At 69.6% G+C, this 23,234-nt stretch carries 17 protein-coding genes; 7 read left to right on the top strand and 10 right to left on the bottom strand.

Annotated elements, in window-relative coordinates; genetic code table 11:
* Window positions 1–85 precede the first annotated feature (85 nt).
* The gene (locus RU09_RS13850; protein WP_042541435.1) at window positions 86–592 is read left to right on the top strand and encodes a GNAT family N-acetyltransferase; all 507 of its coding nucleotides are present in this window, start codon (window positions 86–88) and stop codon (window positions 590–592) included.
* Between the two features lie 113 nt (window positions 593–705).
* Here RU09_RS13850 and RU09_RS13845 read toward each other — a convergent pair whose 3' ends face one another.
* The 3 genes from RU09_RS13845 to RU09_RS13835 are packed head-to-tail and all read right to left on the bottom strand — an operon-like array spanning window position 706 to window position 4,209.
* A complete protein-coding gene (locus RU09_RS13845; protein ID WP_042541434.1) occupies window positions 706–2,457 on the bottom strand; it encodes a cytochrome b/b6 domain-containing protein in 1,752 nt (583 codons plus the stop codon).
* A gap of 2 nt (window positions 2,458–2,459) precedes the next feature.
* Window positions 2,460–3,431, bottom strand: a complete 972-nt coding sequence (locus RU09_RS13840; RefSeq protein WP_042541433.1) for an electron transfer flavoprotein subunit alpha/FixB family protein — start codon at window positions 3,429–3,431, stop codon at window positions 2,460–2,462.
* A gap of 1 nt (window position 3,432) precedes the next feature.
* On the bottom strand, window positions 3,433–4,209 hold the full coding sequence (locus RU09_RS13835; RefSeq protein WP_042541432.1) for an electron transfer flavoprotein subunit beta/FixA family protein: 777 nt from the start codon (window positions 4,207–4,209) through the stop codon (window positions 3,433–3,435).
* 131 nt (window positions 4,210–4,340) lie between these two features.
* On the opposite strand from RU09_RS13835, the gene RU09_RS13830 reads away from it, so the two are divergent.
* The 3 genes from RU09_RS13830 to RU09_RS13820 are packed head-to-tail and all read left to right on the top strand — an operon-like array spanning window position 4,341 to window position 5,801.
* Window positions 4,341–4,877: a MarR family winged helix-turn-helix transcriptional regulator gene (locus RU09_RS13830; protein ID WP_082041137.1), complete on the top strand. Its 537-nt coding sequence runs from the start codon at window positions 4,341–4,343 to the stop codon at window positions 4,875–4,877.
* Window position 4,878: 1 nt separating this feature from the next.
* A complete protein-coding gene (locus RU09_RS13825; RefSeq protein ID WP_042541430.1) occupies window positions 4,879–5,361 on the top strand; it encodes an SRPBCC family protein in 483 nt (160 codons plus the stop codon).
* Window positions 5,358–5,801 (top strand): YdeI/OmpD-associated family protein, encoded by a 444-nt coding sequence (locus RU09_RS13820; RefSeq protein WP_042541429.1) that lies wholly within the window; start codon window positions 5,358–5,360, stop codon window positions 5,799–5,801. The genes RU09_RS13825 and RU09_RS13820 overlap by 4 nt, the downstream gene beginning before the upstream one ends.
* 127 nt (window positions 5,802–5,928) lie before the next feature.
* Here RU09_RS13820 and RU09_RS13815 read toward each other — a convergent pair whose 3' ends face one another.
* The 4 genes from RU09_RS13815 to RU09_RS13800 form a co-directional block, all read right to left on the bottom strand.
* Entirely contained in the window at window positions 5,929–6,705 is a 777-nt protein-coding gene (locus tag RU09_RS13815; protein ID WP_042541428.1) for an enoyl-CoA hydratase, read from the bottom strand.
* Between the two features lie 46 nt (window positions 6,706–6,751).
* Window positions 6,752–7,639, bottom strand: a complete 888-nt coding sequence (mmsB, locus tag RU09_RS13810) for a 3-hydroxyisobutyrate dehydrogenase (RefSeq protein ID WP_042541427.1) — start codon at window positions 7,637–7,639, stop codon at window positions 6,752–6,754.
* Window positions 7,636–8,841: an acyl-CoA dehydrogenase family protein gene (locus RU09_RS13805; RefSeq protein ID WP_042541426.1), complete on the bottom strand. Its 1,206-nt coding sequence runs from the start codon at window positions 8,839–8,841 to the stop codon at window positions 7,636–7,638. Before RU09_RS13805 ends, mmsB begins: the two co-directional genes overlap by 4 nt.
* A gap of 68 nt (window positions 8,842–8,909) precedes the next feature.
* Complete coding sequence (locus RU09_RS13800; protein ID WP_042541425.1) at window positions 8,910–10,412, bottom strand: CoA-acylating methylmalonate-semialdehyde dehydrogenase; 1,503 nt, start codon at window positions 10,410–10,412, stop codon at window positions 8,910–8,912.
* A 170-nt stretch (window positions 10,413–10,582) separates the two neighbouring features.
* Between RU09_RS13800 and RU09_RS13795 the strand changes: the two genes are divergently transcribed.
* Window positions 10,583–12,643: a beta-galactosidase gene (locus RU09_RS13795; protein WP_042541424.1), complete on the top strand. Its 2,061-nt coding sequence runs from the start codon at window positions 10,583–10,585 to the stop codon at window positions 12,641–12,643.
* On the top strand, window positions 12,643–13,608 hold the full coding sequence (locus tag RU09_RS13790) for an aldo/keto reductase (RefSeq protein WP_042541423.1): 966 nt from the start codon (window positions 12,643–12,645) through the stop codon (window positions 13,606–13,608). Before RU09_RS13795 ends, RU09_RS13790 begins: the two co-directional genes overlap by 1 nt.
* A 57-nt stretch (window positions 13,609–13,665) precedes the next feature.
* Here the strand turns inward: RU09_RS13790 and pulA are convergent, their stop codons facing one another.
* Together pulA and RU09_RS13780 are read right to left on the bottom strand one after the other, a co-directional pair.
* Window positions 13,666–19,698, bottom strand: a complete 6,033-nt coding sequence (gene pulA / locus RU09_RS13785; protein WP_082041136.1) for a pullulanase-type alpha-1,6-glucosidase — start codon at window positions 19,696–19,698, stop codon at window positions 13,666–13,668.
* Window positions 19,699–20,191: 493 nt separating this feature from the next.
* A complete protein-coding gene (locus RU09_RS13780; protein ID WP_042541422.1) occupies window positions 20,192–21,376 on the bottom strand; it encodes a thiolase family protein in 1,185 nt (394 codons plus the stop codon).
* Window positions 21,377–21,576: 200 nt separating this feature from the next.
* On the opposite strand from RU09_RS13780, the gene RU09_RS13775 reads away from it, so the two are divergent.
* Window positions 21,577–22,164: an antibiotic biosynthesis monooxygenase gene (locus RU09_RS13775; RefSeq protein ID WP_042541421.1), complete on the top strand. Its 588-nt coding sequence runs from the start codon at window positions 21,577–21,579 to the stop codon at window positions 22,162–22,164.
* 143 nt (window positions 22,165–22,307) lie between these two features.
* On the opposite strand, the gene RU09_RS13770 is transcribed toward RU09_RS13775, so the two are convergent.
* Window positions 22,308–23,207, bottom strand: coding sequence for a LysR family transcriptional regulator (locus tag RU09_RS13770; RefSeq protein ID WP_042541420.1), 900 nt, complete (start codon window positions 23,205–23,207; stop codon window positions 22,308–22,310).
* Between the last annotated feature and the right edge of the window lie 27 nt (window positions 23,208–23,234).

Genomic DNA, 23,234 nt, shown 5'->3' with positions numbered 1-23,234 from the left:
TGCGATCCCTCCAGCCGCTCATCCGCGGTCTGGGAACGCTCCCGCTCGATTTCCGGTTCGCGGAGGCCGCGCGTAGAGTCGCGCTATGAGCGCCGAAGCCCAGCCTGAAGTCATCGTCCGTCCGGTCCGTGATGTGGATGCGGAAGCCCTTGGTCGCGTGCACGCGCAGTGCTGGCACGAGACCTACGACCACCTGATCAGCAAGGCAGCCCTCGAGAAGGTCTCGCCCCGTCGCATGGCCGAGCTGTGGACGCACTGGGCCGCTCAGGGCCCCGAGTTCACGATGCGCGCCGCCCTCGTCGACGGCGAGATCGTCGGCTTCGTCGGCTCCGGCCCTGCCCGCGACAAGGACGCGCCCGCGTTCCGCGAGCTGTACTTCATCTACCTGCTCGACGCGTACCACTCGACCGGCATCGGCCAGAAGCTCTTCGATGCGGCCGTCGAGAAGGACGAGCCCCTCTACCTGTGGGTCGCGGAGGACAACCCCCGCGCACATCGCTTCTATACGCGCAACGGCTTCGCGCTCGACGGCGCCAGCCACACCGAGCCGTTCCTCGGCGAGACGCTCACCGAGGTGCGCTTCGTGCGCTGATCTCTGCGTCTCGTGACCACCGCGTTCACGATGCAGCACGACACGGCCCCCGCCCATCGGCGGGGGCCGTCTCTGTGTGCCCGGTTGCAGTCTGTGCGGAAGACAGGACCGTGTCAGCGGCCAGACACGGTGCCGAAGAGCTTCGCGATCGGGGCGATGACCAGCGGGCGGGCGGCGACCCAGCCGAGGGCGATCACCACCAGGGAGGCCACGAAGACCCAGAAGCCCGTCCAGCCGACGGCATCCGACGACGCGTACATGTGGTTGAGGTTGCGCAGGAAACCGGTGAGGAACACCAGCGCGACGTGTCCGATGATGAACACCACGAAGTAGATCATGACCGGGAAGTGCAGCGCACGGGCCCACTCGATCGGATACGCCCTCGACAGCCGCTCGGCCTTCTTGGGCCACATGCCCGACATGCGGAATCCGGTGGCCGCAGCAAGCGGCGCCGCGATGAACACGGTCACGAAATAGGCCAGCTGCTGCAGGCTGTTGTAGTTCACCCAGCCGTGCTCGGTCGGCCAGTCGAACGACACGTACTGCAGCGCCGCCGACAGCGCGTTGGGGATGACCTCCCAGCTGGTCGGCACGATGCGCGCCCAGTGTCCGGTGACGAACAGCAGCACGACGAAGATCACGCCGTTGACGAGCCACAGGATGTCGAGCGCCTGGTGGAACCAGATCGTCAGACTGACCTTGCCCTTGGGGTCACCTCGCGGGGTCCAGAAGGCGGTCGGCCGCTTCTCGTTGCGGATCCGCAGACCCGACCGGATGATCAGCACCATCAGGAACACGTTGAAGAAGTGCGCCCAGTTGGTCCACGGCGCGAACCCGGGCTCGACGGCGACGGCCGGCTCGTATTCGCCGGGGAAGGCCGCGAGGAAGTCCTGCATGAAGGGGAAGCTCAGCAGCGCCCGCACGAAGGCCACGGCTGCCGCGGCCAGGATGCCGAGGGCCGCGGCCCCGAGCAGACCGGCGATCGCCTGGGTCCAGGAGGGTCGAGGGCGAGCGGATGTCGGAGCGGTCGCCGTGATATGACGCGGCGCGCTGCCGTTCCAGACCGTCTGCGGGGTGGGCAGCGGCATCGAGGGATCGCCGAGGGCGAAGGATGCGGCTGCCGGGGCCACGGCCGTGGACGGAGCGGCGACCGAAGCGTCCTCCCGGTCGTCGGGCGAGGACGGCGAAGCCGACCGAGAAGAAACGCGCTCGATGACCACGGCTTCGGTGCCGGCGGGCGGCCAGGGCTCGCCTCCCGGTGTGCGCGGAAGACCGCGACGCACGGATGACGCGGTGGCGGCCGCGCTCGCAGCGTGGCGCGTCTCGTCTCGTCGCTGCGCTCCTCGCTCGACGACCGGGGAGGAAGCGGCGCTCTCGACGACCGGGGAGGGAGCGGCGCTCTCGACGACCGGAGAGGCGACAGCCGCAGCGACGGCCGGGGGCGCACTCTCCTGCTCGTCGAGCGATGACGGCGACGCCGACCGAGACGAAACGCCCTCCGCACCGATAGGCACCACACCCGCGGGCGGCCAGGGCTCTCCGCCCGGCATGCGTGGAAGACCGCGACGCACGGATGCGGGGGGAGCGCTCGCAGCGTGGCGCGTGTCGTCTCGTCGCTCCGCTCCTCGCTCGACGACCGGGGAGGCGGCCTCCACCGGGTCGACGACCGGCGAGGCGACCGCCGACTCGACGACCGGCGAGGCGCTCTCCCGCTCGGCGACGACCGGGGACGCGCTCTCCTGCTCGCCGAGCGAGGACGGCGACGTCGACACGTCGCCTTCGCCGACGTCGACCGCGAGCCCGGGAGGCCACGGCTCGCCGCCGGGCACGCGCGGGAGTCCGCGCCTGAGCGTTCGCGTCGCCATGGCTACTTCTTCCGCGCCTCGAGGCCCGCGATCACCTGCGGGACGATCGTGAACAGGTCGCCGACGATGCCGAAGTCGGCGACATCGAAGATCGGCGCCTCGCCGTCTTTGTTGATCGCGACGATGTTCTTGGCCGTCTGCATGCCCGCACGGTGCTGGATCGCACCGGAGATGCCGAGAGCGACGTACAGCTGCGGCGACACCGAGACACCGGTCTGACCGACCTGATGAGACTGCGGGATGTATCCGGCATCCACGGCGGCCCGCGATGCGCCGACGGCCGCACCGAGCGCATCGGCGAGCTCTTCGACGAGCACGAACTTCTCTTTCGACGCGAGTCCGCGGCCGCCCGAGACGACCCGGGTCGCCCCGCGCAGCTCGGGCCGGGACGACGTGGCCTCGACCGCTTCGACAGCGCCGACGGTGGCGGCAGGGGAGCCGGATGCCGCGACGGTCAGGGCTTCGACGGTCGGCGACGCGACCGCCTCTGCCCGAGCGTCGACAGCGCCCTGGCGCACGGTGATCACCGGAGCCCCGAATGTGGGGGCCGAGTCGGTGAGGTAGGCGCCGCCGTACACGGAGTGGTTCGCCACGATGCCCTCGTCATCTCGCGAGACGCCTACGGCATCGACCGACAGCGCCAGCTTCGCGCGCACCGCGAACCGGCCCGCGACGTCGCGCCCCGCGATCGAGTTCGAGATGAGCACGGCATCCGGTCGCACCTGCTCGAAGGCGGCATGCAGCGCATCGACGATCGGCACCGTGAGGATCGTCTCGTCGGCGTCGGCCGTCAGCACCACGGATGCTCCCGCCTCGGCGACCTTCGATGCGGCATCCGCGGATCCGCCGACGACGAGCGCGACCGGTGCGCCGACGGTCGAGGCGGCGCCGATCAGGGCCGCCGTGCTGCTGGCGGGGTTGCCTGCCGGGTCGAGGTCGACGACGACGAGGATCGGGTTCTCGGGGTAGGTCATGTCACACCAGCCTGTTCTGCACGAGGTAGTCGACGAGCTTCTCGGCGGCATCGCCCTCATCGACGATCTTCACGCCGGCCGCACGAGGCGGCTTCTCGGCGACCGACGTCATGATCGTGCGGGGAGCCGCGCCCGGGTCGGCCGAGACGCCGAGGTCGTCGAGGGTCAGGACCTCGAGCGGCTTCTTCTTCGCCGCCATGATGCCCTTGAAATTCGGGAAGCGCGCGTCGGGCAGCGCTTCGGTGATCGAGATGACGGCGGGAAGGGATGCCGAGATCGGCTGCGCTCCGGCATCCGCCCCTCGCGTGCCCGTGATGCCCTCAGGCGTGATCTCGACGCTCGTGAGCGCGGTCGCGTGCGCCCAGCCGAGGTGCTCGGCGAGCATCGCGGCCATCACTCCGCCCGAACCGTCGGTCGACAGGTTGCCCGTGATCACCAGGTCGGGTGCGCCGCGGCGGATCGCCGCCGCCAGGGTCTCCGCCGTGAGCCCGAGATCGGCTCCGGCGAGCTGCTCGTCGGCGATGTGCACGGCCGAGCCTGCGCCGATCGCGAGCGCCCGCCGCACCGACGCCGTCGAGCCGCCGGGAGCCATCGCCACGGCGACGACCTCGGTGCCCTCGTTCTTGTCGGCATGGCTCAGCGCGACCTCGAGCGCGCGCTCGGTGATCTCATCGAGAACGACGTCGCCGGCACCTCGCTCGGCGAGTCCTGTCTCGAGATTCAGCTTGCGGTCGCCGTAGGTGTCCGGCACCTCTTTGACCAGGACGAAGATCTTCATCGATTGCTCCTCACGACTGCGTCGATTCTAGTCCCCTGATACTGAGTTCCACCCGACGAGCGACTGAGGACCACTCGCCGTTCCGGCGGGCGCATCCCCGGAGTCCCGGCCCGATGCCCTACCGTAGAACCGTGGTCCGACCCCGTCCTCTGCCTGTCGATCCGCTCGCTGAGGCGAAGCGGCAATGGCTCGCGCACGGCTGGTCGGATGCCGCCGACGGCATGACCGTGGTCACCTCGGTGATGCGGGCCCAGCAGCTGCTGCTCGCCAGGGTGGATGCCGCTCTCAAGCCGTTCGCCCTGAGCTTCGCCCGCTACGAGATGCTGCGCCTGCTGGCGTTCAGCCGGGCGGGCCGCCTGCCGCTGTCGAGCGTGGTCGCCCGACTCCAGGTGCATGCGACGACCGTCACGAGCACGGCCGAGCGTCTGGTGCGCGATGGGCTGATCGTGCGCGAGCCGCACCCTCACGACGGCCGCGCTGCACTGCTCGCCCTGACCGACTCCGGCCGCGAACTCGTCGAACGCGCCACCTCCGCCCTCAACGCCGATGTCTTCGCCGACCCCGGGGTCAGCAAGGCGGACGCGACCGAGCTCGTCGCGATCGTGGCCCGCATGCGCAAGGCCGCCGGCGACTTCAGCGACCCGAAGCCGCAGCCGGACGCCCTCTGACATGGCCGAGTTCGTGCTCGAACGCGTGATCTCGGCTGCTCCCGCCCACGTCTTCGCGATCGCCCTCGACCCCGGGCTGCATCTGCGGTCGATGGCACGGTACGGCGAGACGATGGTCGAGGCCCCGGCGGGCGGCGTGTTCAGCGAAGGGTCGACCGTCACCTGGCGGGCACGGCACTTCGGCATCCCGTTCCGTCTGCGGTCGATCGTGTACGACGTCGATCCGCCGCGCGGGTTCCGCGACCGGCAGATCTCGGGACCATTCGGCGCGTTCTGGCACGAGCACGTGTTCGAGGAGCACCCGCGGGGCACGCTGATGCGCGACACGATCAGGTTCCATTCGCCGTTCGGCCCGATCGGACGACTGGTCGACCGGCTCGTGCTCCGCGAGTACATGCGTCGCCTGATCGAAGCGCGCAACGACCAGCTGGCCGCAGAGGCGGAGGCCGAAGCGGACGGGCACGGGGGTACACTGCCCGCATGAGCGAGCTGCGCGTGCACACGACTCTCGAAGGCCGCGGCCCGGCCGCCGCGATCATCCTCTCCGACGAGCAGGTCGCGTCGTTCGGGGCGGGCAAGACCTTTCCGGTCGCCGTCACGATCGGAGGACGCACCGCACGTCTGCGCGTGGCCCGCATGGGCGGGCAGAACATGATCGGCTTCAGCAAAGCCGTGCGGGCCGACCTCGGTGTGGAGATCGACCAGGAGGTCGAGGCCGTCATCCGTCTGGATGCCGCCGAGCGCCAGGTCGACATCCCGCCCGCCCTGGCTGCGGCCCTCGATGCCGACCCTGCGCTGCGCGGGGCCTTCGACGCCCTCTCGTACTCCGTGCGCAAGGAGCATGCCCGCACCGTGGCTGACGCGAAGCAGGATGCGACCCGCGACCGCCGCGTCGAGAAGATCGTCGCCGCGCTGCGCGGCTGAGCCGCCCGCCGCTCGTTCACAGCTCAGCATCAACCGCTGACCGGCGTGCCAGATCGGCGCCGACGGGACTCTATGGCGCCATGCATGCTGAATTGTGAACCGCCGGGCGCCGCCGCCTCCGCGGAGGTCAGCGGTTGCGGAAGTCGGGCGCACGCTTCTCCCGGAAGGCCGACATGCCTTCCTTCTGGTCCTCGGTGTCGAAGAGCGCGGCGAACGCCTTCTTCTCATGGGCCAGACCGTCGGCGAGCGTCGTCTCCATCGCGGCGTCGAGGGCGGCTTTGGCGGCGAACACCGACGGCAGCGACTTCGACGCGATCGTCTCGGCCAGCGTCGTCGCCTCCGCGAGCAGCTCGGATGCAGGCACCACCCGCGAGACGAGCCCGGAGCGCTCCGCCTCTTCGGCGCCCATGAACCGGCCGGACAGCACCAGCTCGGCCGCCTTGTAATAGCCGACGGCGCGGATCAGGCGCTGCGTGCCGCCCATGCCGGGGATGACGCCGAGATTGATCTCGGGCTGGCCGAACTTGGCGGTATCGGCGGCGAGGATGATGTCGCACATCATCGCGAGCTCGCATCCTCCCCCGAGCGCGAAACCCGAGACGGCGGCGATCACCGGGGTGCGCACCGCGGCGAACTCGTGCCAGACGCCGAAGTGGTCGGTCTCGAGCATCTCGGCGGCCGACATCGACTCCATCTCCTTGATGTCAGCACCCGCGGCGAACGCCTTCTCCGACCCCGTGACGACGATCGCGCCCACGCCGTCGTCGCCGTCGAACGCCACAGCCGCAGCCGTGACCTCCTCGGCGAGGCGGCTGTTCAGCGCATTGAGGGCCTCGGGACGGTTGAGGGTGATCCACCCGACTCGTCCGCGCTGCTCGACCAGGATCGTCTCGTACTCGGTCATCGTGAAACCCTCTCCGTCGTGGTCATCTCAGTATGTCGCGAGTGCGTCACACAGAGCCGTCGCGGATGTCGGTGATGATGCCCGAGAAGTCGCGGGTCGCGCCGTCTCCTGAGGCGAATGCCGCGTAGAGCTGCTGTGCGAGACGTCCCATCTGCGCATCGGTCGACGTCTGCTCGATCGCCTGCAGCGCGAGCCCGAGGTCCTTCGCCATGAGTGCACCGGCGAATCCGGGCTGGTAGTCGCGGTTCGCCGGGCTCGTCGGCACCGGCCCCGGCACGGGGCAGTTGGTCGTGATCGACCAGCACTGACCGGATGCCTGCGAGACCACGTCGAACAGCGCCTGATGCTCGAGCCCCAGCCGTTCGCCGAGCACGAACGCCTCGGCGACCGCGATCTGCGACACCGCGAGGATCATGTTGTTGCAGACCTTCGCCGCCTGCCCGAGTCCGGGGCCACCGCAGTGCACGATGCGCTTTCCCATGGCCTCGAGCAGCGGCAGCGCGGCCGAGAAGTCGTCGTCGGAACCGCCGACCATGAAGGCGAGTGTTCCGTTCTCGGCGCCCACGACGCCGCCCGACACGGGGGCGTCGACGTTGCGATGCCCCGCGGCGAGCGCCAGCGCATGCGCCGCACGGGCCTCATCGACCGCGATCGTCGACGACTCGATGAAGAGGGTGTTCGGGCGGGCGGCGGCCAGCAGCTCGGTGCGGTAGGCGTCGATCACATGCCTTCCGGCGGGGAACATCGTGATCACCACGTCGGCGTCGCGCACGGCATCCGCTCCGCTCGCTGCGACCGGGATGCCGGCGGCCTGCGCCGCCTCGACCGCAGCCGGCACCAGGTCGAACCCGTGCACCTCGTGCCCCGCCGCGACCAGGTTCTTCGCCATGGGCAGGCCCATGTGGCCGAGCCCGAGGAAGGCGATGCGAGTCATGATGCGCTCCGCATCCGGTCTTCGCCGCTCCGCTGGAGCGACGCCGACCCCGCGGGTCGGAGCATCTCGCGGCCGACGATCAGACGCATGATCTCGTTGGTGCCCTCGAGGATCTGATGCACCCGCAGGTCGCGCACGACCCTCTCGATGCCGTAGTCCTGCAAATAGCCGTAGCCGCCGTGCAGCTGCAGAGCGCGGTTGGCGACGTCGAATCCGGCATCCGTCGCGAAGCGCTTGGCCATGGCGCAGCGCATCGTCGCGTCCGGCGCCTGCTCATCCACCGCCGAAGCGCCGTCCCTGACCATGAGGCGAGCGGCCTGCAGGTCGGTGCGCATGTCGGCGATCGCGAACATGATCGACTGCTTCTCGGCCAGCGGCTCGCCGAACGCGACGCGCTCGTGCACGTACTGCACCGCACGGTCGAGGGCCCACTGCGCACCGCCGAGCGAGCACGCCGCGATGTTGAGACGGCCGCCGTTGAGCGCCGACATCGCGATCGCGAAACCGCGTCCCTCGTCGCCGAGCATTCCGGATGCGGGGATGCGCACGCCGTCGAGGATCACCTGGCGGGTCGGCTGCGCGTGCCAGCCCATCTTCTTCTCGGGCGCGCCGAAGCTGAGGCCCTCGGCGTCTCCGGGAACCAGGAAGGCGCTGATGCCGCGGGCACCCGGCTCGCCGGTGCGCGCCATGACGACGTAGACCGCGGCCTCGCCGGCGCCCGAGATGAACTGCTTCACGCCCGTGAGCAGGTAGTCGTCTCCGTCGCGCACCGCACTCGTGGCGACGTTCGCGGCATCCGATCCGACGCCCGGCTCCGTCAGGCAGTACCCGCCGAACGCCTGCATCGCGGTGAGCGCGGGCAGCCACCGGCCGCGCTGCGCGTCATCGCCGTAGGTGTCGATCATCCAGACGACCATGTTGTGGATGGAGATGTAGGCGGCGACCGCGGGGTCGCCCTTGGCGAGCTCTTCGAAGATCGCGACCGTGTCGGAGCGACTGAGGCCGGTGCCGCCGAAGTCCTCGCGCACGTAGATGCCGCCGAGACCGAGTTCGCCGGCCTTGCCGAGCGACTCCCGCGGGAAGATGTGCTTCTCATCGCGCTCGGCCGCGAACGGGGCGAGCTCGGTGTCGGCGAAGTCCCGGACGGCGTCGAGAATGGCCTCGCGCTCTTCGGCGGTGGTGGTGACGGTTGTCATGGTCATGTCATCTCCTGGGGTCGTGCGTTTCGTCTCGGTCGGCTTCGCCGGCCTCGCTCAACGAACAAGAATCGTCAGTGCATGGTGGGGATCACGAAGCTCGCGCCGTCGCGGATCCCCGCAGACGGCCAGCGGCTCGTGACGGTCTTGGTCTTCGTGTAGAAGCGGAAGGCGTCGGCGCCGTGCTGGTTGAGGTCGCCGAATCCGCTGCGCTTCCACCCGCCGAACGTGTAATAGGCGATCGGCACGGGGATCGGCACATTCACACCGACCATGCCGACCTCGACGCGGGCGGCGAAGTCGCGGGCGGCGTCGCCGTCGCGGGTGAAGATCGCGACGCCGTTGCCGTATTCGTGCTCGGATGCCATGCGCAGCGCCTCCTCGTAGTCGGCGGCCCTGGCGATCACGAGCACCGGGCCGAAGATCTCCTCGCGGTAGATCGCCATGTCGGTGGTGACGTGGTCGAACAGCGTGGGGCCGAGATAGAAGCCCTGCTCGTGCCCCGGCACGGAGAACCCGCGCCCGTCGGCGAGAAGCGTCGCGCCCTCGTCGACGCCCTGCTGGATATAGCCCTCGACCCGCTCGACGGCAGCGCGCGTGACCAGCGGCCCGTAGTCGACGTCGGCTGAGAGCGACGGTCCGATGCGCAGCTGCGCCACACGCTCGGTGAGCTTGGCGGCGAGAGCGTCTGCGGTCTCCTGCCCCACCGGCACCGCGACCGAGATCGCCATGCAGCGCTCGCCCGCCGAGCCGTAGCCCGAGCCGATCAGCGCGTCGACGGCCTGGTCGAGATCGGCGTCGGGCATCACGATCATGTGGTTCTTGGCACCGCCGAAGCACTGCGCGCGCTTGCCGTGCGCGGCGGCCGTCGAGTAGATGTACTCGGCGATCGGCGTCGAGCCGACGAAGCCGACGGCCCGGATGCGGTCGTCGGTCAGCAGGGCATCGACGGCCTCCTTGTCTCCGTGCACGACGTTGAGCACGCCGGCGGGGAGTCCTGCCTCGAGGAACAGCTCGGCGATGCGCACAGGCACCGAGGGATCCCTCTCGCTGGGCTTGAGCACCACGGCGTTGCCGGCGGCCAGCGCGGGCCCCGCCTTCCACAGCGGGATCATGGCGGGGAAGTTGAACGGTGTGATCGCCGCGACGACGCCGAGGGGCTGCCGCATCGAGTAGACGTCGATTCCCGCACCGGCGCCGGTCGAGTATTCGCCCTTGAGCAGGTGCGGAGCCCCCGCGGAGAACTCGATGACCTCGAGGCCCCGCTGGATGTCGCCCTTCGCGTCGTCGACGGTCTTACCGTGCTCGCTCGCGAGCAGCTCGGCGAGCGACTGCATCTCGCGCTGCACCAGATCGAGGAATCGCAGCAGCACGCGAGCGCGCTTCTGGGGGTTCGTCGCGGCCCACTCGACCTGCGCGGCCTCGGCGTTCGCGATCACGTCGGCGACCTCGCCGGCGGAGGCCAGCGGCACGCGCGCCTGGACGGATCCGGTGCTCGGATCGAACACGTCGGCGAAGCGGCCCCCTTCTGGGGTGAGGTGCTTTCCGCCTAGGAAGTGGGGAATGGTACGAGTCATTGTGCGATGTCCCTTCGCGCCGTCGTTGGCACTATGACGATGGTACTTCGGGATCCGTCGATTTACTAGGGCGTCCTTGTATCGCAACCCCCAGGGTCGTGCTTTTTCCAGGAAAGCGCTTCCCGAGTAGGGTCGTCAGGACCGGTCATCGACCTCGACCCTGGAGACCCATGCACTACGGCGCCGACTACAACCCCGAGCAGTGGCCACGAGAGGTGTGGCCCGAAGACGTGCGGCTCATGCGCGAAGCGGGCGTGACGATGGTGAGCCTCGGCATCTTCTCGTGGTCGCGCATCCAGCCCGCCGAGGGTGAGTTCGACTGGGAGTGGCTCGACGAGATCATCGGGCTGCTGCACGAGGGCGGCATCCAGGTCGACCTCGCCACCGCCACCGCATCCCCTCCCCCGTGGGCCACGACCGCCTACCCCGAGATGCTGCCCCAGGATGCCGACGGCTCGACCTTCTGGCCGGGCAGCCGACAGGCCTTCGCCCCCTCGTCACCGGTGTACCGCCGCCTCGCCGCCGAGCTGGTCACGGCGCTCGCCGAGCGCTATGCGCATCATCCGGCCGTCGTGCTGTGGCACGTCAACAACGAGTACGGCTGCCATCTGCACTACGACTACTCCGACTCGGCGCGCGACGCCTTCCGGCTGTGGCTGCACCGCAGGTACTCGACGATCGACGCCCTCAACCACGCCTGGGGCACCGACTTCTGGTCGCAGCGCTACACGGCGTTCGAGCAGATCCTGCCGCCGCGCAAGGCGCCGTACAGCATCAATCCGACGAGCGTGCTCGACTTCAAGCGCTTCACCTCCGACACCCTGCTCGAGCTGTACGTCATGGAGCGCGACATCATCCGCGCCTCGGGTGCCACCCAGCCGATCACCACGAACTTCATGGGCGCGTTCCCGCCGGCCGACTACTGGAAGTGGGCCGCCGAGGTCGACGTGATCAGCGACGACAACTACCCCGACCCCAACGACCCCGAGTCGTTCCGCGGGGCGGCGTTCGCGCGCGAGCTGATGCGCGGCCTGAAGCCCGGCGTGCCGTGGATCCTCACCGAGCAGTCGACGAACGCCCTGAACTGGCGACCGACGAACGCCCCGAAGGCACCCGGCCAGATGGCGGCGATCAGCGCCCAGGCGGTCGGGCGCGGCGCCGACGGCATCATGTTCTTCCAGTGGCGGCAGTCGCGCCGGGGCAGCGAGAAGTTCCACTCGGCGATGGTGCCGCAGGCGGGGCTCGACACCCGCACCTGGCGAGAGGTCACAGAGCTCGGTGGTCAGCTCGCCCAGCTGCCCGACCTTCCGGACGTCTCGTCGGGGGCGAGGATCGCGCTCGTCTTCGACTGGGAGAACTGGTGGGCCATCGACGGCCACGACCACCCGATCGCGCTCGACTACCTCACACTCGCGCACCGCTGGCATGCGGCACTGCACAGACAGAACCTCGCGGTCGACATCGTGAACACCACGAGCGACCTCAGCGCGTACTCGCTCGTCGTCGCACCGCAGCAGTACCTGCTCGGCGACGAGGGCGCGGCCAATCTGTCCGCCTATGTCGAGCAGGGCGGGAACCTCTTCATCTCGGCGTTCAGCGACGTGGTCGACCAGGACGATGCGTTCCGCGAGGGCGGGTTCATCGTCTCGCTGCGGGATGTTCTCGGAGTCGCGCTCGAGGACTTCGGGGCGCTCGTGCCGCCCGAGTCCGTGCGCTCGGCGGATTCGGCCGGAGAGGTCGCGAGCCACGCCGTGCCCGACGGGCCCGGCCAGTCGGAGGCACCGCTCGACGGACCAGCGGGCCGGATCGTCGGGCAGTACTTCGCGGAAGAGCTGATCGTGAAGGATGCCGAGGTGCTCGGCCGCTTCACCGAGGGTCGCACCGCGGGGCGCGCGGCCTTCACTCGCAAGCGGGCAGGTGCCGGGAACGGCTTCTACCTCGCGACGATCCCCGACGACGCGGGCATGACCGCGGTGCTGGGCTGGCTCGCCTCCGAGGCCGGGGTCGCCGCCGAGATCCCCGGGCTCCCCGAGCATGTCGAGATCGCGCGCCGCGGCAGTATCCTCACCGTCATCAACCACAGCGCCGCGCCGATCGACGTCGATGTGATCGGCACCGATATGCTCACGGGCTCGACCGATGCACGCCGCGAGCTCGGCGCGTTCGGATGGGCGTTCATCGACACGAGCGACTCGCCACCACCGCACCACTCGCAGAAGGAGAACAGCTGATGCAGTACACCCGTCTCGGACGAGCCGGCGCTCGAGTGAGCCGCCTGGCCCTCGGCACCATGAACTTCGGTCCCGTGATCGACGAAGAGGCCTCGCGCGCCATCCTGGATCGCGCGGTCGAGGCCGGCATCGACTTCATCGACACCGCCGACGTCTACGGCGGAGGCCGGTGGGGCGACCACCCCGGGCAGTCGGAGGAGATCCTCGGACGCTGGATGAAGGACCGCGGCACCCGCGACGACCTGATCGTCGCCACCAAGGTGTTCGGCGTGATGGGCCCGCGATCGAACGATCGGGGTCTGTCGGCTGTGCACATCCGCGCCTCGGTCGACGCATCGCTGCGGCGACTCGGCACCGACCGCATCGACCTGTACCAGATGCACCACATCGACCGCGAGGTGCCGCTCGACGAGACGCTCAGCGCCTTCGCGACGCTGCGCGAGCAGGGCAAGATCACGTATCTCGGCAGCTCGAACTTCGCCGGCTGGCACCTCGCTCGCGTGCACGAGATCTCGGCGGCATCCGGCTATCCGGCCCCGGTCACCGAGCAGTCGCTGTACAACCTCACCGAGCGCACCGTCGAGCTCGAGGTCGTGCCCGCCGCGGAGCAGTACGGCATGGGGCTGCTGCCCTGGTCGCCGCTCGCCAGCGGACAGCTCGGCGGGGTGCTCCAGAAGACCGATCGCTCCCGGTCGAGTCTCGACGCGCTCGGCGACCGTCGTCCTGCGATCGAGCGCTACGAGTCGTTCTGTGCCGAGCTCGGCATCCGCCCCGGTGTCGTCGCGATCGCCTGGCTGCTGCACCAGCCGGCGGTGACGGCGCCCGTGATCGGCCCGCGGACGATCGACCAGCTCGACTCGGCCGTCGAGGCGCTCGACGTGACGCTGGATGCCGAGACGCTCGCCGAGCTCGACCGCATCTGGCCGGGTCCCGGCGGTACCGCTCCCGAGGCCTACGCCTGGTAGCGAGCCGCACGAAGACCGGATGCCGGGGACATGAGCCCGGCATCCGGTCTCCTCGTTCTAGTAGACGATCACGGGCAGACTGCGCGAACCGCGCGAGTCCTGCCACGGTTCCGTGCCGTCGAATCGCACCGTGAGCAGGTGGATCCCCCGACCGAGCTTCGGCACCGAGACCGTGGCCCTGCCCTTGTCAGCCGGCGTCAGCTCGATCGTGGCGACGACCTTGCCGCGGTCGTGCACCGTCACAGTTCCCACCGGGGCGCTGCCGTCGTCTGCGGTGACGGTCACCTTCACGGTCGCGCTCCTGCCCGCCTTCACGAGAGTGTCCGACGTGGCACGCACGCGGGTGTCGATCGGCTGCACCTGGTCGTCGACGAGCACGGCGACCGAGCGGGCGGGGATCGTCACGGTGCCGGTCGCGGCGTCCCAGGTGGTGGTCTTGACCACGGCATCCGCTCCGTTCGCCTGGGCCGGCGTCAGTGCGAACGAGCGCCCGGCCAAGCCGGTCACCGTCTGCGTGACCGGCGAGGGCGAGGAGTTGAACGCGACGAGTGCTCCGTCGAGCTCTGCGTCGGCATCGGGACCCGCCAGATCGTCGATCTGCATGAGGATCACGCCGGGCGCTGCGCCCGCTCCGCCGTTCGGGAACGTGACCTTCTGCTGGATCAGCTCGGCCGAGCCGAGACGCAGCAGGTCGACCTCGTCGCGTATGCGCAGCAGGTCGAGAGCGGATGCCTCGGCTGCCGCCATGTCGGCGGGGGCGGGCGTGAGCGCGGGGTCGGCGAGCAGCGGCGCCATGATCGGCCACTTCTCCTCATTGTCGGCGGCTGTCGGGAGCCCGGAGCCGAAGGTCGACTCCTGACCCGTCCAATCGATGCGGTTGAACCAGTCGCCCGAGTTGTAGCTGTTGCGGTCGAGGGACTTCGACCGCAGCAGTTCGGTGCCGGCGTGCCAGAACGACGGAGACTGCGAGAGCGTCACGGTCGCGAGCTCCAGCGTGTTCATGCGCACGCGGTCGGCCATCGGGGTGTCCACCGGCAGCTTGAACACCGAGAGGTCGTAGAGCGTCTCGTTGTCGTGCGCGTCGACGTAGTTGATCGTCTCGTCCGGCTGGTCGGCATAGCCCGCCGCCGAGCCGCGGTAGTCGATGGCCTCTCCGGCCGTCACTGCGCCGTCGCTCGTCGTGAACGTGAAGTCGCGCAGATTGCCTGCGAGCCCGAGCTTGACCAGATCGGTCTCGTGCCCGAGGTCGGCGAGCGCCTGCTCGACGGTGCCGTTGATCGGATCGCCGTTCGGATCGGTTCCGAGACCCGTGCCGAACCCCTGGCGGAACGTCGACGAGGCATCGACCGGGCTGCCGCCGTGCACGGCATCGCGCAGCCGGTCGTTGAACGTCCCGATGCCCGTGCCTCCGAGCTGGCCCTGTGTGGCCTGCTCGAACAGGGCGTTGTCGGCGACCTCGCCGAAGTTCCAGCCCTCGCCGTACAGGTGGATCGCCGATCCGTCGACGCCGTCCTTCTTGAGGGTCAGCGCGTCGAGCGCGTCACGGATGGCCTGCATGTTCGTCGTCGAGTGGTGCCCCATGAGGTCGAACCGGAAGCCGTCGACCTTGTAGTCGCGCGCCCAGGTCACGATCGAGTCGACCATGAGCTTCTCTGCGGCGAGGTGCTCGGTCGCGACGTTCTGGCAGCACGTCGAGGTCTCGACGCCGCCCGCCGCATTGAGCCGGTGGTAGTAGCCGGGAACCACCTGGTCGAGCACCGACTTCTCGGCCTGACCGGATGCCGCGGTGTGGTTGAACACCTGGTCGAGGACGACCTGCAGGTCCATGTCGTGCAGCGCGCCGACCATCGACCGGAACTCGCTGACCCTCGCCCCGCCGTCGGCATCGACCGCGTACGAGCCCTCGGGCGTCGAGTAGTGGTACGGGTCGTAGCCCCAGTTGAATCCGTCGGCATCGGCGACCGCCTGGATGCACGCCTGCTGCGCCGAATCGGCGGGGCCGAACGAGGCGAGGTCGCAGTCAGGCATCGCCTGCACCGCTCTGTCCTCCTCGATCGACGCGATGTCGAACGACGGCAGCAGGTGCACGGTGTTGATGCCGGCATCCGCGAGCTGCGTGAGCTGATCGGTGCCTGCGCTGTCACGGGTGAAGGCGAGGTAGGTGCCTCGCTCCGCAGCCGGAACCGTCTCGTCGCTGATCGAGAAGTCCCTGATGTGCAGCTCGTAGATCGCGCGGTCGACCGCCCGCTCCACGATCGGCGACGGCGTCTTCTGCCACTGCTTCGGCTGCCAGGCCTTGTCGTCGAGATCGATGGCGACCGAACGCTGCGAGTTCCGCGTGAGGGCGATCGAGTACGGATCGGTGACCTGGTTCGTCTCGATGGCCCCGGTGGTCGGAGCGTAGACGACGACCTCCCAGAGGTATTCGTCGCCCTTGAGATCCTTCTTGCCCTTCACCGACCACACACCCGACGCGGCATCCCATGTGGCCTCGTGGCGCACGGGGTCGCCCTCGGCACCCTCGTTCCAGGTGAGCAGCGTCGCGCTCTGCGCGGTCGGCGCCCACAGCCGGAACGTCGGGTTCTTGCCCGAGAACGTCACACCGAGATCGACGTCGTCGAGTGCAGTCGCGTAGACGTCGTCGAGCACACCCGCGATCTGCACGCCGGTGAACGCGGTGAGCGCTCCTGCCTCGTCACGCTGGGCGACCGCGAGCTGCGTGCGCAGCAGCGCCGCGGCATCCGCATCCGTCACCCGCAGGGCGAGGTAGCCGTCGAGCGCCGGGAATCGGGTGAGCTGTTCATCGGTCAGACCCCCGTCGATCACGTCGAGCGCGATCGGCTCCGCTCCCGCGACCTCGCCGTCGACCACGGCGAGTGACGCGTCTGCCGAGGAATAGAGCTGGAAGGCCGCCCTCTCGACGGACCCGAGCGTGGCCGGCCATGCGATCGTCTCGGCATCGACCCAGTGCGCGCGCTGCTCGCCGACGCCGGGGAGCTGCGGGGTGTCGCTGCCGACCTCGAGCACGTGCGTCGCCAGCGTGTAGCGGAACGACGTCACCGTGCCCTCGGTGGCGCTGAACGAGATGTTCGCGCCGCCGGGCACTCCGTCGGCTCCGTAGTTCTCGGCCCAGCTCAGGCCGTGCGCGACCTTGAGCTCGTAGGCGCCGGTCGGCAGATCCGCGGTCGAGAACTCGTAGACGCCGTCGCGGTCGCCGTCGGCCATCAGGGTGCCGAGGCAGTCGGGCGACCAGTCGGCCGCACACCCGAGCTCGTCCTGCAGAGAGCCGGGCAGCGTCACGATGGGGCCGTCTGCCGTGGACTGCACGATGTTCGTGCGCGGGTCGAAGTAGAAGGTGATCGGCCCGCCCGCATGGGTGAGAGTGACGTTCGCGCCGTCCGGCACACCGTTCGCTCCGTAGTTGATCGCCCAGCTGCCGTTGACCGCGGCCTTGTACTCGTAGTCGCCCGCCGGCAGGTCGAAGGTCCCCTCCCACACGCCGTCGGCACGAAGGGTCAGCTTCGCCTTCTCACACGCCGGATCCCAGTCGCCCGCGCAGCCCATCTCGGAGTTGAGGCTGCCTGGCACCGTCACCATGTCGATCGGCGACTCGGGCTCCTCGCCCACGTCGAGCGTCACCGCGTTGCCGACCGAGGCATAGGTCGAGGCGGCGGCGTGATTGCCGGCGGCGTCGGTCGTCACCGCCCGATACTCGAGGAGCGTGCCGTTCGCGAGATCGCGGATGTCGTGGAAGACACGCGGATCGGTGTCCTCCGCCGTGCCCAGGGCCTGCCACTCGTCAGAGCCGACGACGCGCCAGGCGAAGCTGGTCTGCGCCCACTGGTCGGCGATGTCGGCCTGCACGGCGGACTGACCTGAGACACCGGCACCGGCGGCCGGCGCGGACACCGAGACGGATGCCGCCTCGGTCGGCGCCGTGACGGTGGAGTCGGCCTTCCAGACCACGGCCGACAGGGCCGGCACCGTGATCGAGGCGGCGGCGCCGGCATCCGTGGTGAGGGGTGCGGCGTCACCGTAGAGCACCTCGTAGGAGGCGTCGGCGGTCAGCGTCGCGAGGTCGACCGTCTGCGCGGTCGCGGCGTTGTTCACCGCGACCAGGTACTCGACCTTGTCGTCGGCATCCACCCGCGAGAAGGCGTAGACGCCTGCGCCGGACGCCGCGTAGCGCTCGATCTGCGCGCCCTCGCCGAGAGCCGGGTTCGACTCGCGGAGCTCTGACAGCGCGGCGATGTGCTCGTAGAGCGCGGCATCCGTCGCGTAGCGGTCAACGGAGCCCGCCTGCTCGCCGGTGATGAGGTTCTGGTCCGCGTACTCGGCCACCTGGGTGGCGAACAGCGACTGCCTGGCGTTCTTGTCGCCGCCGGCGCCCGTGAAGCCCTGCTCGTCGCCGTAGTAGACGACGGGCTGGCCGCGGGTGAGGAACATGAGCTCGTGCGCCAGCTCGTCGCGCTGCAGCGGAGCATCCGTCGACTGCAGGAAGGATCCGACCCGCCCCATGTCGTGGTTGCCGAGGAACGTGGGCAGGGCGGTCGACGACGAATCGGGCGTCGTGTAGCGGTCGTCGCCCGCGAAGAGGGACTGCAGGCCCTTGGCCGAGTTGCCGGACGCATAGCTGACGGCGGAGGACTGGAAGGTGAAGTCGAGGATCGAGTTCATGTTGGTGTCGCGCACGTAGGGCGCGAGCTTCACCGGATCGGCGTCGTAGACCTCGCCGAACATGAAGAAGTCGTCGTTGCCCTGCTCATGCGCGTAGTCCAGGACGTCAGCTGTCCACTTCTCCCAGAACTCGAAGTTCACGTGCTTGACGGTGTCGATGCGGAAGCCGTCGATGCCCAGGTCGATCCACTTGTCGTACACCTCGACGAAGCCGTTGACGACGGTCGGGTGCTCGGTCATCAGGTCGTCGAGTCCGTCGAAATCGCCGTAGGTGACCGACTCGCCCGACCAGGTCGAGTTGCCGCGGTTGTGATAGAGCGTCGGGTCGTTCAGCCAGGCCGGCACCTTGACGTCGGTCTCGCTGTCGGCCACCACCGGCGTATAGGGGAAGCTCGTCGCCGGGTCGAGCTCGGGGAAGCCGCCGGTGCCCGCGTGGTCGGCCGGGTCGAACGCCGTGCCCGCGGCATCCGTGTAGGGACTCGTCGCCTGGTCGATGTAGGAGTACTGGCCCTCGGCGTAGTCGATCACATCGGCGGTGTGGTTGGTGATGATGTCGAAGTACACCTTGATGCCGCGGGCGTGCGCGTCGGCGATCAACGCCTGCAGCTCTTCATTGGTGCCGAGGTGGGGGTCGATGCGCGTGAAGTCGGTGATCCAATAGCCGTGGTACCCGGCCGAGGCGTTCGCGCCCTCGCCCTGCACCGGCTTGTTGGCGAAGCTGGGCGTCAGCCAGATCGCCGAGGTGCCGAGGCCTTCGATGTAGTCGAGGTTGTCGCGGATGCCGGCGATGTCGCCGCCCTGGTAGAAGCCCTTGTCGGTGGGGTCGAACCCGGTGGTGAGCCGATCGCCCTCGAGGCCGCCGGCGTCGTTGGAGGTGTCGCCGTTCGCGAAGCGATCCGTCATCACGAAGTAGAACTGCTCGCCGGCTCCTGCCTGACGTGCCGGGCTCTCGACCAGCGCGTCGTCGTCTGCCGTGTAGCCGCCGCGCACCTCGGTCGCCTCGAGACCCACCCGCTTGAGGGTGTCGTCGAACGTGAAGCGCAGGGTCGTCGGGCCCGCGACCGTGAGGGGGATGTCGTCGGCGCCGCCGTCGAGGCCGTACGCCTCGTCCCAGCCGTCGTTCACCGCGACCTTGTACTGCCAGGTGCCCGCCGGCACCTCGAACTCGGCGGAGTAGACGCCCTCGGCGCCCGTGGGCTCGAGCTCGGTCTCGGCGCAGTCGGGCGCCCAGTCGGCAGCGCAGCCGAGTTCGGACTGCAGCGATCCCACGAGGGCCACGGTTCGATCGGCGGCGGAAGCGGGCGGTGCGCCCAGGGTGCCGGCGGCGCCGAACCCCGAGACGACGAGCGCGGCGGCGGCGAGAAGGGCGAGCGGACGTGAGGCGGTCGTCTTCGACCGAGCCGGCTTGAACAAGTGATGCTCCCTGGGTGGCGGGCGGACACGACGACGTGTCCGAAGGCTTGCGAGTGAAGCTAGCAGGGCGTCGCTCCGGACTGCAAGCGCTTGCAGGCGTGCTGTGGCGAAAAGTCAGGGGTGCGCGGGGCGGTGCTGGTCGAAAGTCGCAAACGCTTCCAGAGTGGCGGATCTCGGACGATGAGGATTTCTCGCCGCGTTCACCGTCCGGACACCTTCGCCGACTACAACTGCACATGCGCGGACACAGACTCAGACCGGATCGGGTAGTCACGTCATCCGCGCCTACGGTGAGCGTCTGCTCCCGAAGAGACCCCCGTCGAATCGGGTCGGCGGGGGTCTTCTCTGTCTTGTCCGTCCGCGTGCGGGCGCTCCGCACGTCCGTGTGCGCTCCGCGCGTCCGAATTCTCCGGATCTGGACTCGGCTGGCGCACATCGACTCGGCACGGGTACGCCGGATGCCGGATGCCGGGGAGAGTCCCGGATGCCGGGGCTAGAGGCGCTCGATGATCGTGGCGTTCGCCATGCCGCCGCCCTCGCACATGGTCTGCAGGCCGAATCGTCCGCCGACCGCGTCGAGCTGGTCGATGAGGGTTCCGAGCAGGCGGGTGCCCGACGAGCCGAGAGCGTGCCCGAGGGCGATCGCTCCTCCGCGTGGGTTGAGTCTCGCGGCGTCCGCCCCGAGCTCGGCGGCCCAGGCGAGCGGCACCGACGCGAACGCCTCGTTGACCTCGTAGGCGTCGAGGTCGTCGATCGTGAGTCCGGTGCGCTCGAGGATGCGCCGCGTGGCGGGGATCGGCCCGGTGAGCATCATCAGCGGGTCGTCTCCGACCACCGTGAACGCGTGGAACCTCGCACGCGGCGTGAGCCCCAGCGCGTCGGCGCGCTCTGCGCTCATCAACAGTGCGGCGGATGCCCCGTCGGTGAGCGGTGACGAGTTGCCGGGCGTGATCCTCCAACCGACCTCGGGGAACCGCGCGGCGAGCGCGTCGGTGCGGAACGCCGGGTTCAGCCCCGCGAGCCCTTCGGCCGTCGTGCCGGCGCGCACGGTCTCGTCGACCACGGCATCCGGCGCCTCGGCGACCGGGATGATCGTGCGGTCGAAGAAGCCGCTCCCCCAGGCATCCGCCGCGCGGCGATGCGACTCTGCCGCATAGTCATCGAGTGCAGCACGATCGAGGTCCCAGCGCTGGGCGATGAGCTCGGCCGAGACGCCCTGGTTCACGAGGCCTTCGGGGTAGCGCTCACGCAGGCGGGGCGACATCGGGCTTCCGCCGGCTGCGGACGAGCCGAGCGGCACGCGGCTCATCGACTCGACACCTCCGACGATGACCGCGTCGTAAGCCCCGGCCATGATCCCCTGCGCGGCGAAGTGCACCGCCTGCTGACTCGACCCGCACTGACGGTCGATCGTCGTGGCGGGGATCGTCTCGTCGAAGCCCGCGGCGAGCACGGCCTGACGGGCGATGTTCGACGACTGATCGCCCACCTGGCTCACGCAGCCGAGCAGCACGTCGTCGATCTGCCGCGATTCCAGACCGTTGCGTTCGAGGATCGCGCCCAGCGCGCCCGCCGCCAGATCGACGGGATGCACACCCGAGAGGGCGCCGCCCGGCTTGCCACGCCCGACGGGGGTGCGGACGACATCGACCAGGACGGCTTCGCTGCGCGTGCTCATGCCTCCTATTCTCACCCTGTCGCGGGGCCGAGTCGCCGTAGGGCGGCATCGGATGGGTGGGATGCCGTCTTCGCGCGCCGCGAAAACGGACGGCGGCCCCCGGCATCCGAAATACAATCGTTGATGCGCCCGCACCCTGGCGCATCCCCCACCGTCGAGGCGCCCGTGATCCGGGCGACCGCACTCTCCGAGGACCCACCATGTCCAGCGAACCCATCACCGTCTCCATCCGCCGCGAGCTCGACCCGGAGCATGTGGCCGAGGCCACTGCCTGGGTGCAGACCGGCGTGAACCTCGCGCACCGGTACCCCGGCTTCCTCGGATCCGGATGGGTGCGCGACGGCGAGGACTCGCACGTCTGGCACATGCTCTACCGCTTCTCCGACGAGAAGTCGCTCGTCGCCTGGGAGCAGTCCGGCGAACGCGAGTGGTGGAAGTCGACCGGCGAGCAGTTCGTGCGCAGCGAGCGCGTGCGCCGCCGCAGCGGCATCGAGGGATGGTTCGACGAGCCGACCACCGACACGATCACCCTCCCTCGGGCCGACGGCTCGACGACCACGGTCGCGATGGTCAGCACTCCCCCGCGCTGGAAGCAGGCCGTGTCGATCTGGCTCGGGTTCTTCCCGCTCAACCTCGCCTTCACCTACGCGATGAGCCCGATCCCCGGCTGGAACGAGCTGCCGATCTGGTTGCGGGTGCTCGCGACGACGGTCGTGCTGACCCCGATCATGACCTACTGGGTGCTGCCCTGGGTCACGCGCACGCTGCGCCACTGGCTCAACCGCTGAGGCGGCCGGCTCGGCGGCGGTCCCGGCGGGCTGCGGGGTCGAAAAAGCACCGGAAACCGCCGTTTCGGATGCGCTTTCGACCACGCACGCCGTCGCGCTAGCTGAGGGCGGCAGGCTGAGGGCGGCAGGCTGAGGGCGGCAGGTCAGAGGTCGGCGACGGCGGCGCGCAGCGCCTGCTCGACGACCGCGACCCCCTCGGCCAGCGGCCCCGGTCGTCGCACGAGGTGCAGGGTGTTGATCGGCGGGTCGTCGGTCGGACGCAGGTCGACGAGCCTCCCGTCGGCGAGCTCGTCGGCGATCAGGTAGGTCGGCAGCACGGTGACGCCCGCTCCGGCGACGGCAGCGGCGGCGAGCGCACGCAGATCCGGGAAGACGAGAGCGGGTTCGCGGTCGAGACGGATGCCGAAGACATGCCGCCAGTACCGGCGGAGGATCGGCACGTCGCGGTCGTAGGCCAGCAGGGGCACGTCGGTGACAGCGTCCCGCGTGAGGACGGGGGAATGCGCGATGCCGAGCGCCGGTGCCGCGACGAGTGCGAACTCCTCGTCGAAGAACGGCACGGACGGCAGCCCCCGCCCGCGCGGACGCACCGCCGAGATGACGAGGTCGAGGCTGCCGACCCTGAGCTGCTCGAGCAGATCGTCGGCCAGGCCGGTGGTCACCGCGAGCCGCATCCCGTCTGCCACAGCGGGGGCGAGAGCGGGCGCGGCGACGCTGGCCAGGAACTCGGCGGCGCCACCCAGTCGCACGATCGGCGGTTCGGCGGCGGGGCGGGTGCCGAGAGCATCCGCCAGCGCGTCGAGCGGACCGGAGAGCCGGGCTGCGAGCTCGTCGGCGCGCGGCGTCGGGCGGATGCCGCGGGCATGGCGCACAAACAGCGGCTCGCCGACGCTCTCCTCCAGCGCCTGAAGCTGCGTCGTCACGGACGACTGCGCGAGGCCGAGTGTGCGCGCCGCCGCTGACACCGACCCCGACCGGTGCGCGGCGAGGAAGGTGCGCCACAGCCCGAGGTCCTGCAGCCCATCGGAATTCCGATTGCTCATATCGGCAATCTATCGGAATCGGTTCTC

Source organism: Microbacterium sp. MEJ108Y (genome assembly GCF_000834175.1).
Classification (GTDB): Bacteria; Actinomycetota; Actinomycetes; order Actinomycetales; family Microbacteriaceae; genus Microbacterium; species Microbacterium forte.
The sequence above is the reverse complement of the archived record's forward strand: the minus strand, read 5'-3'. Positions and strand labels throughout refer to the sequence as shown.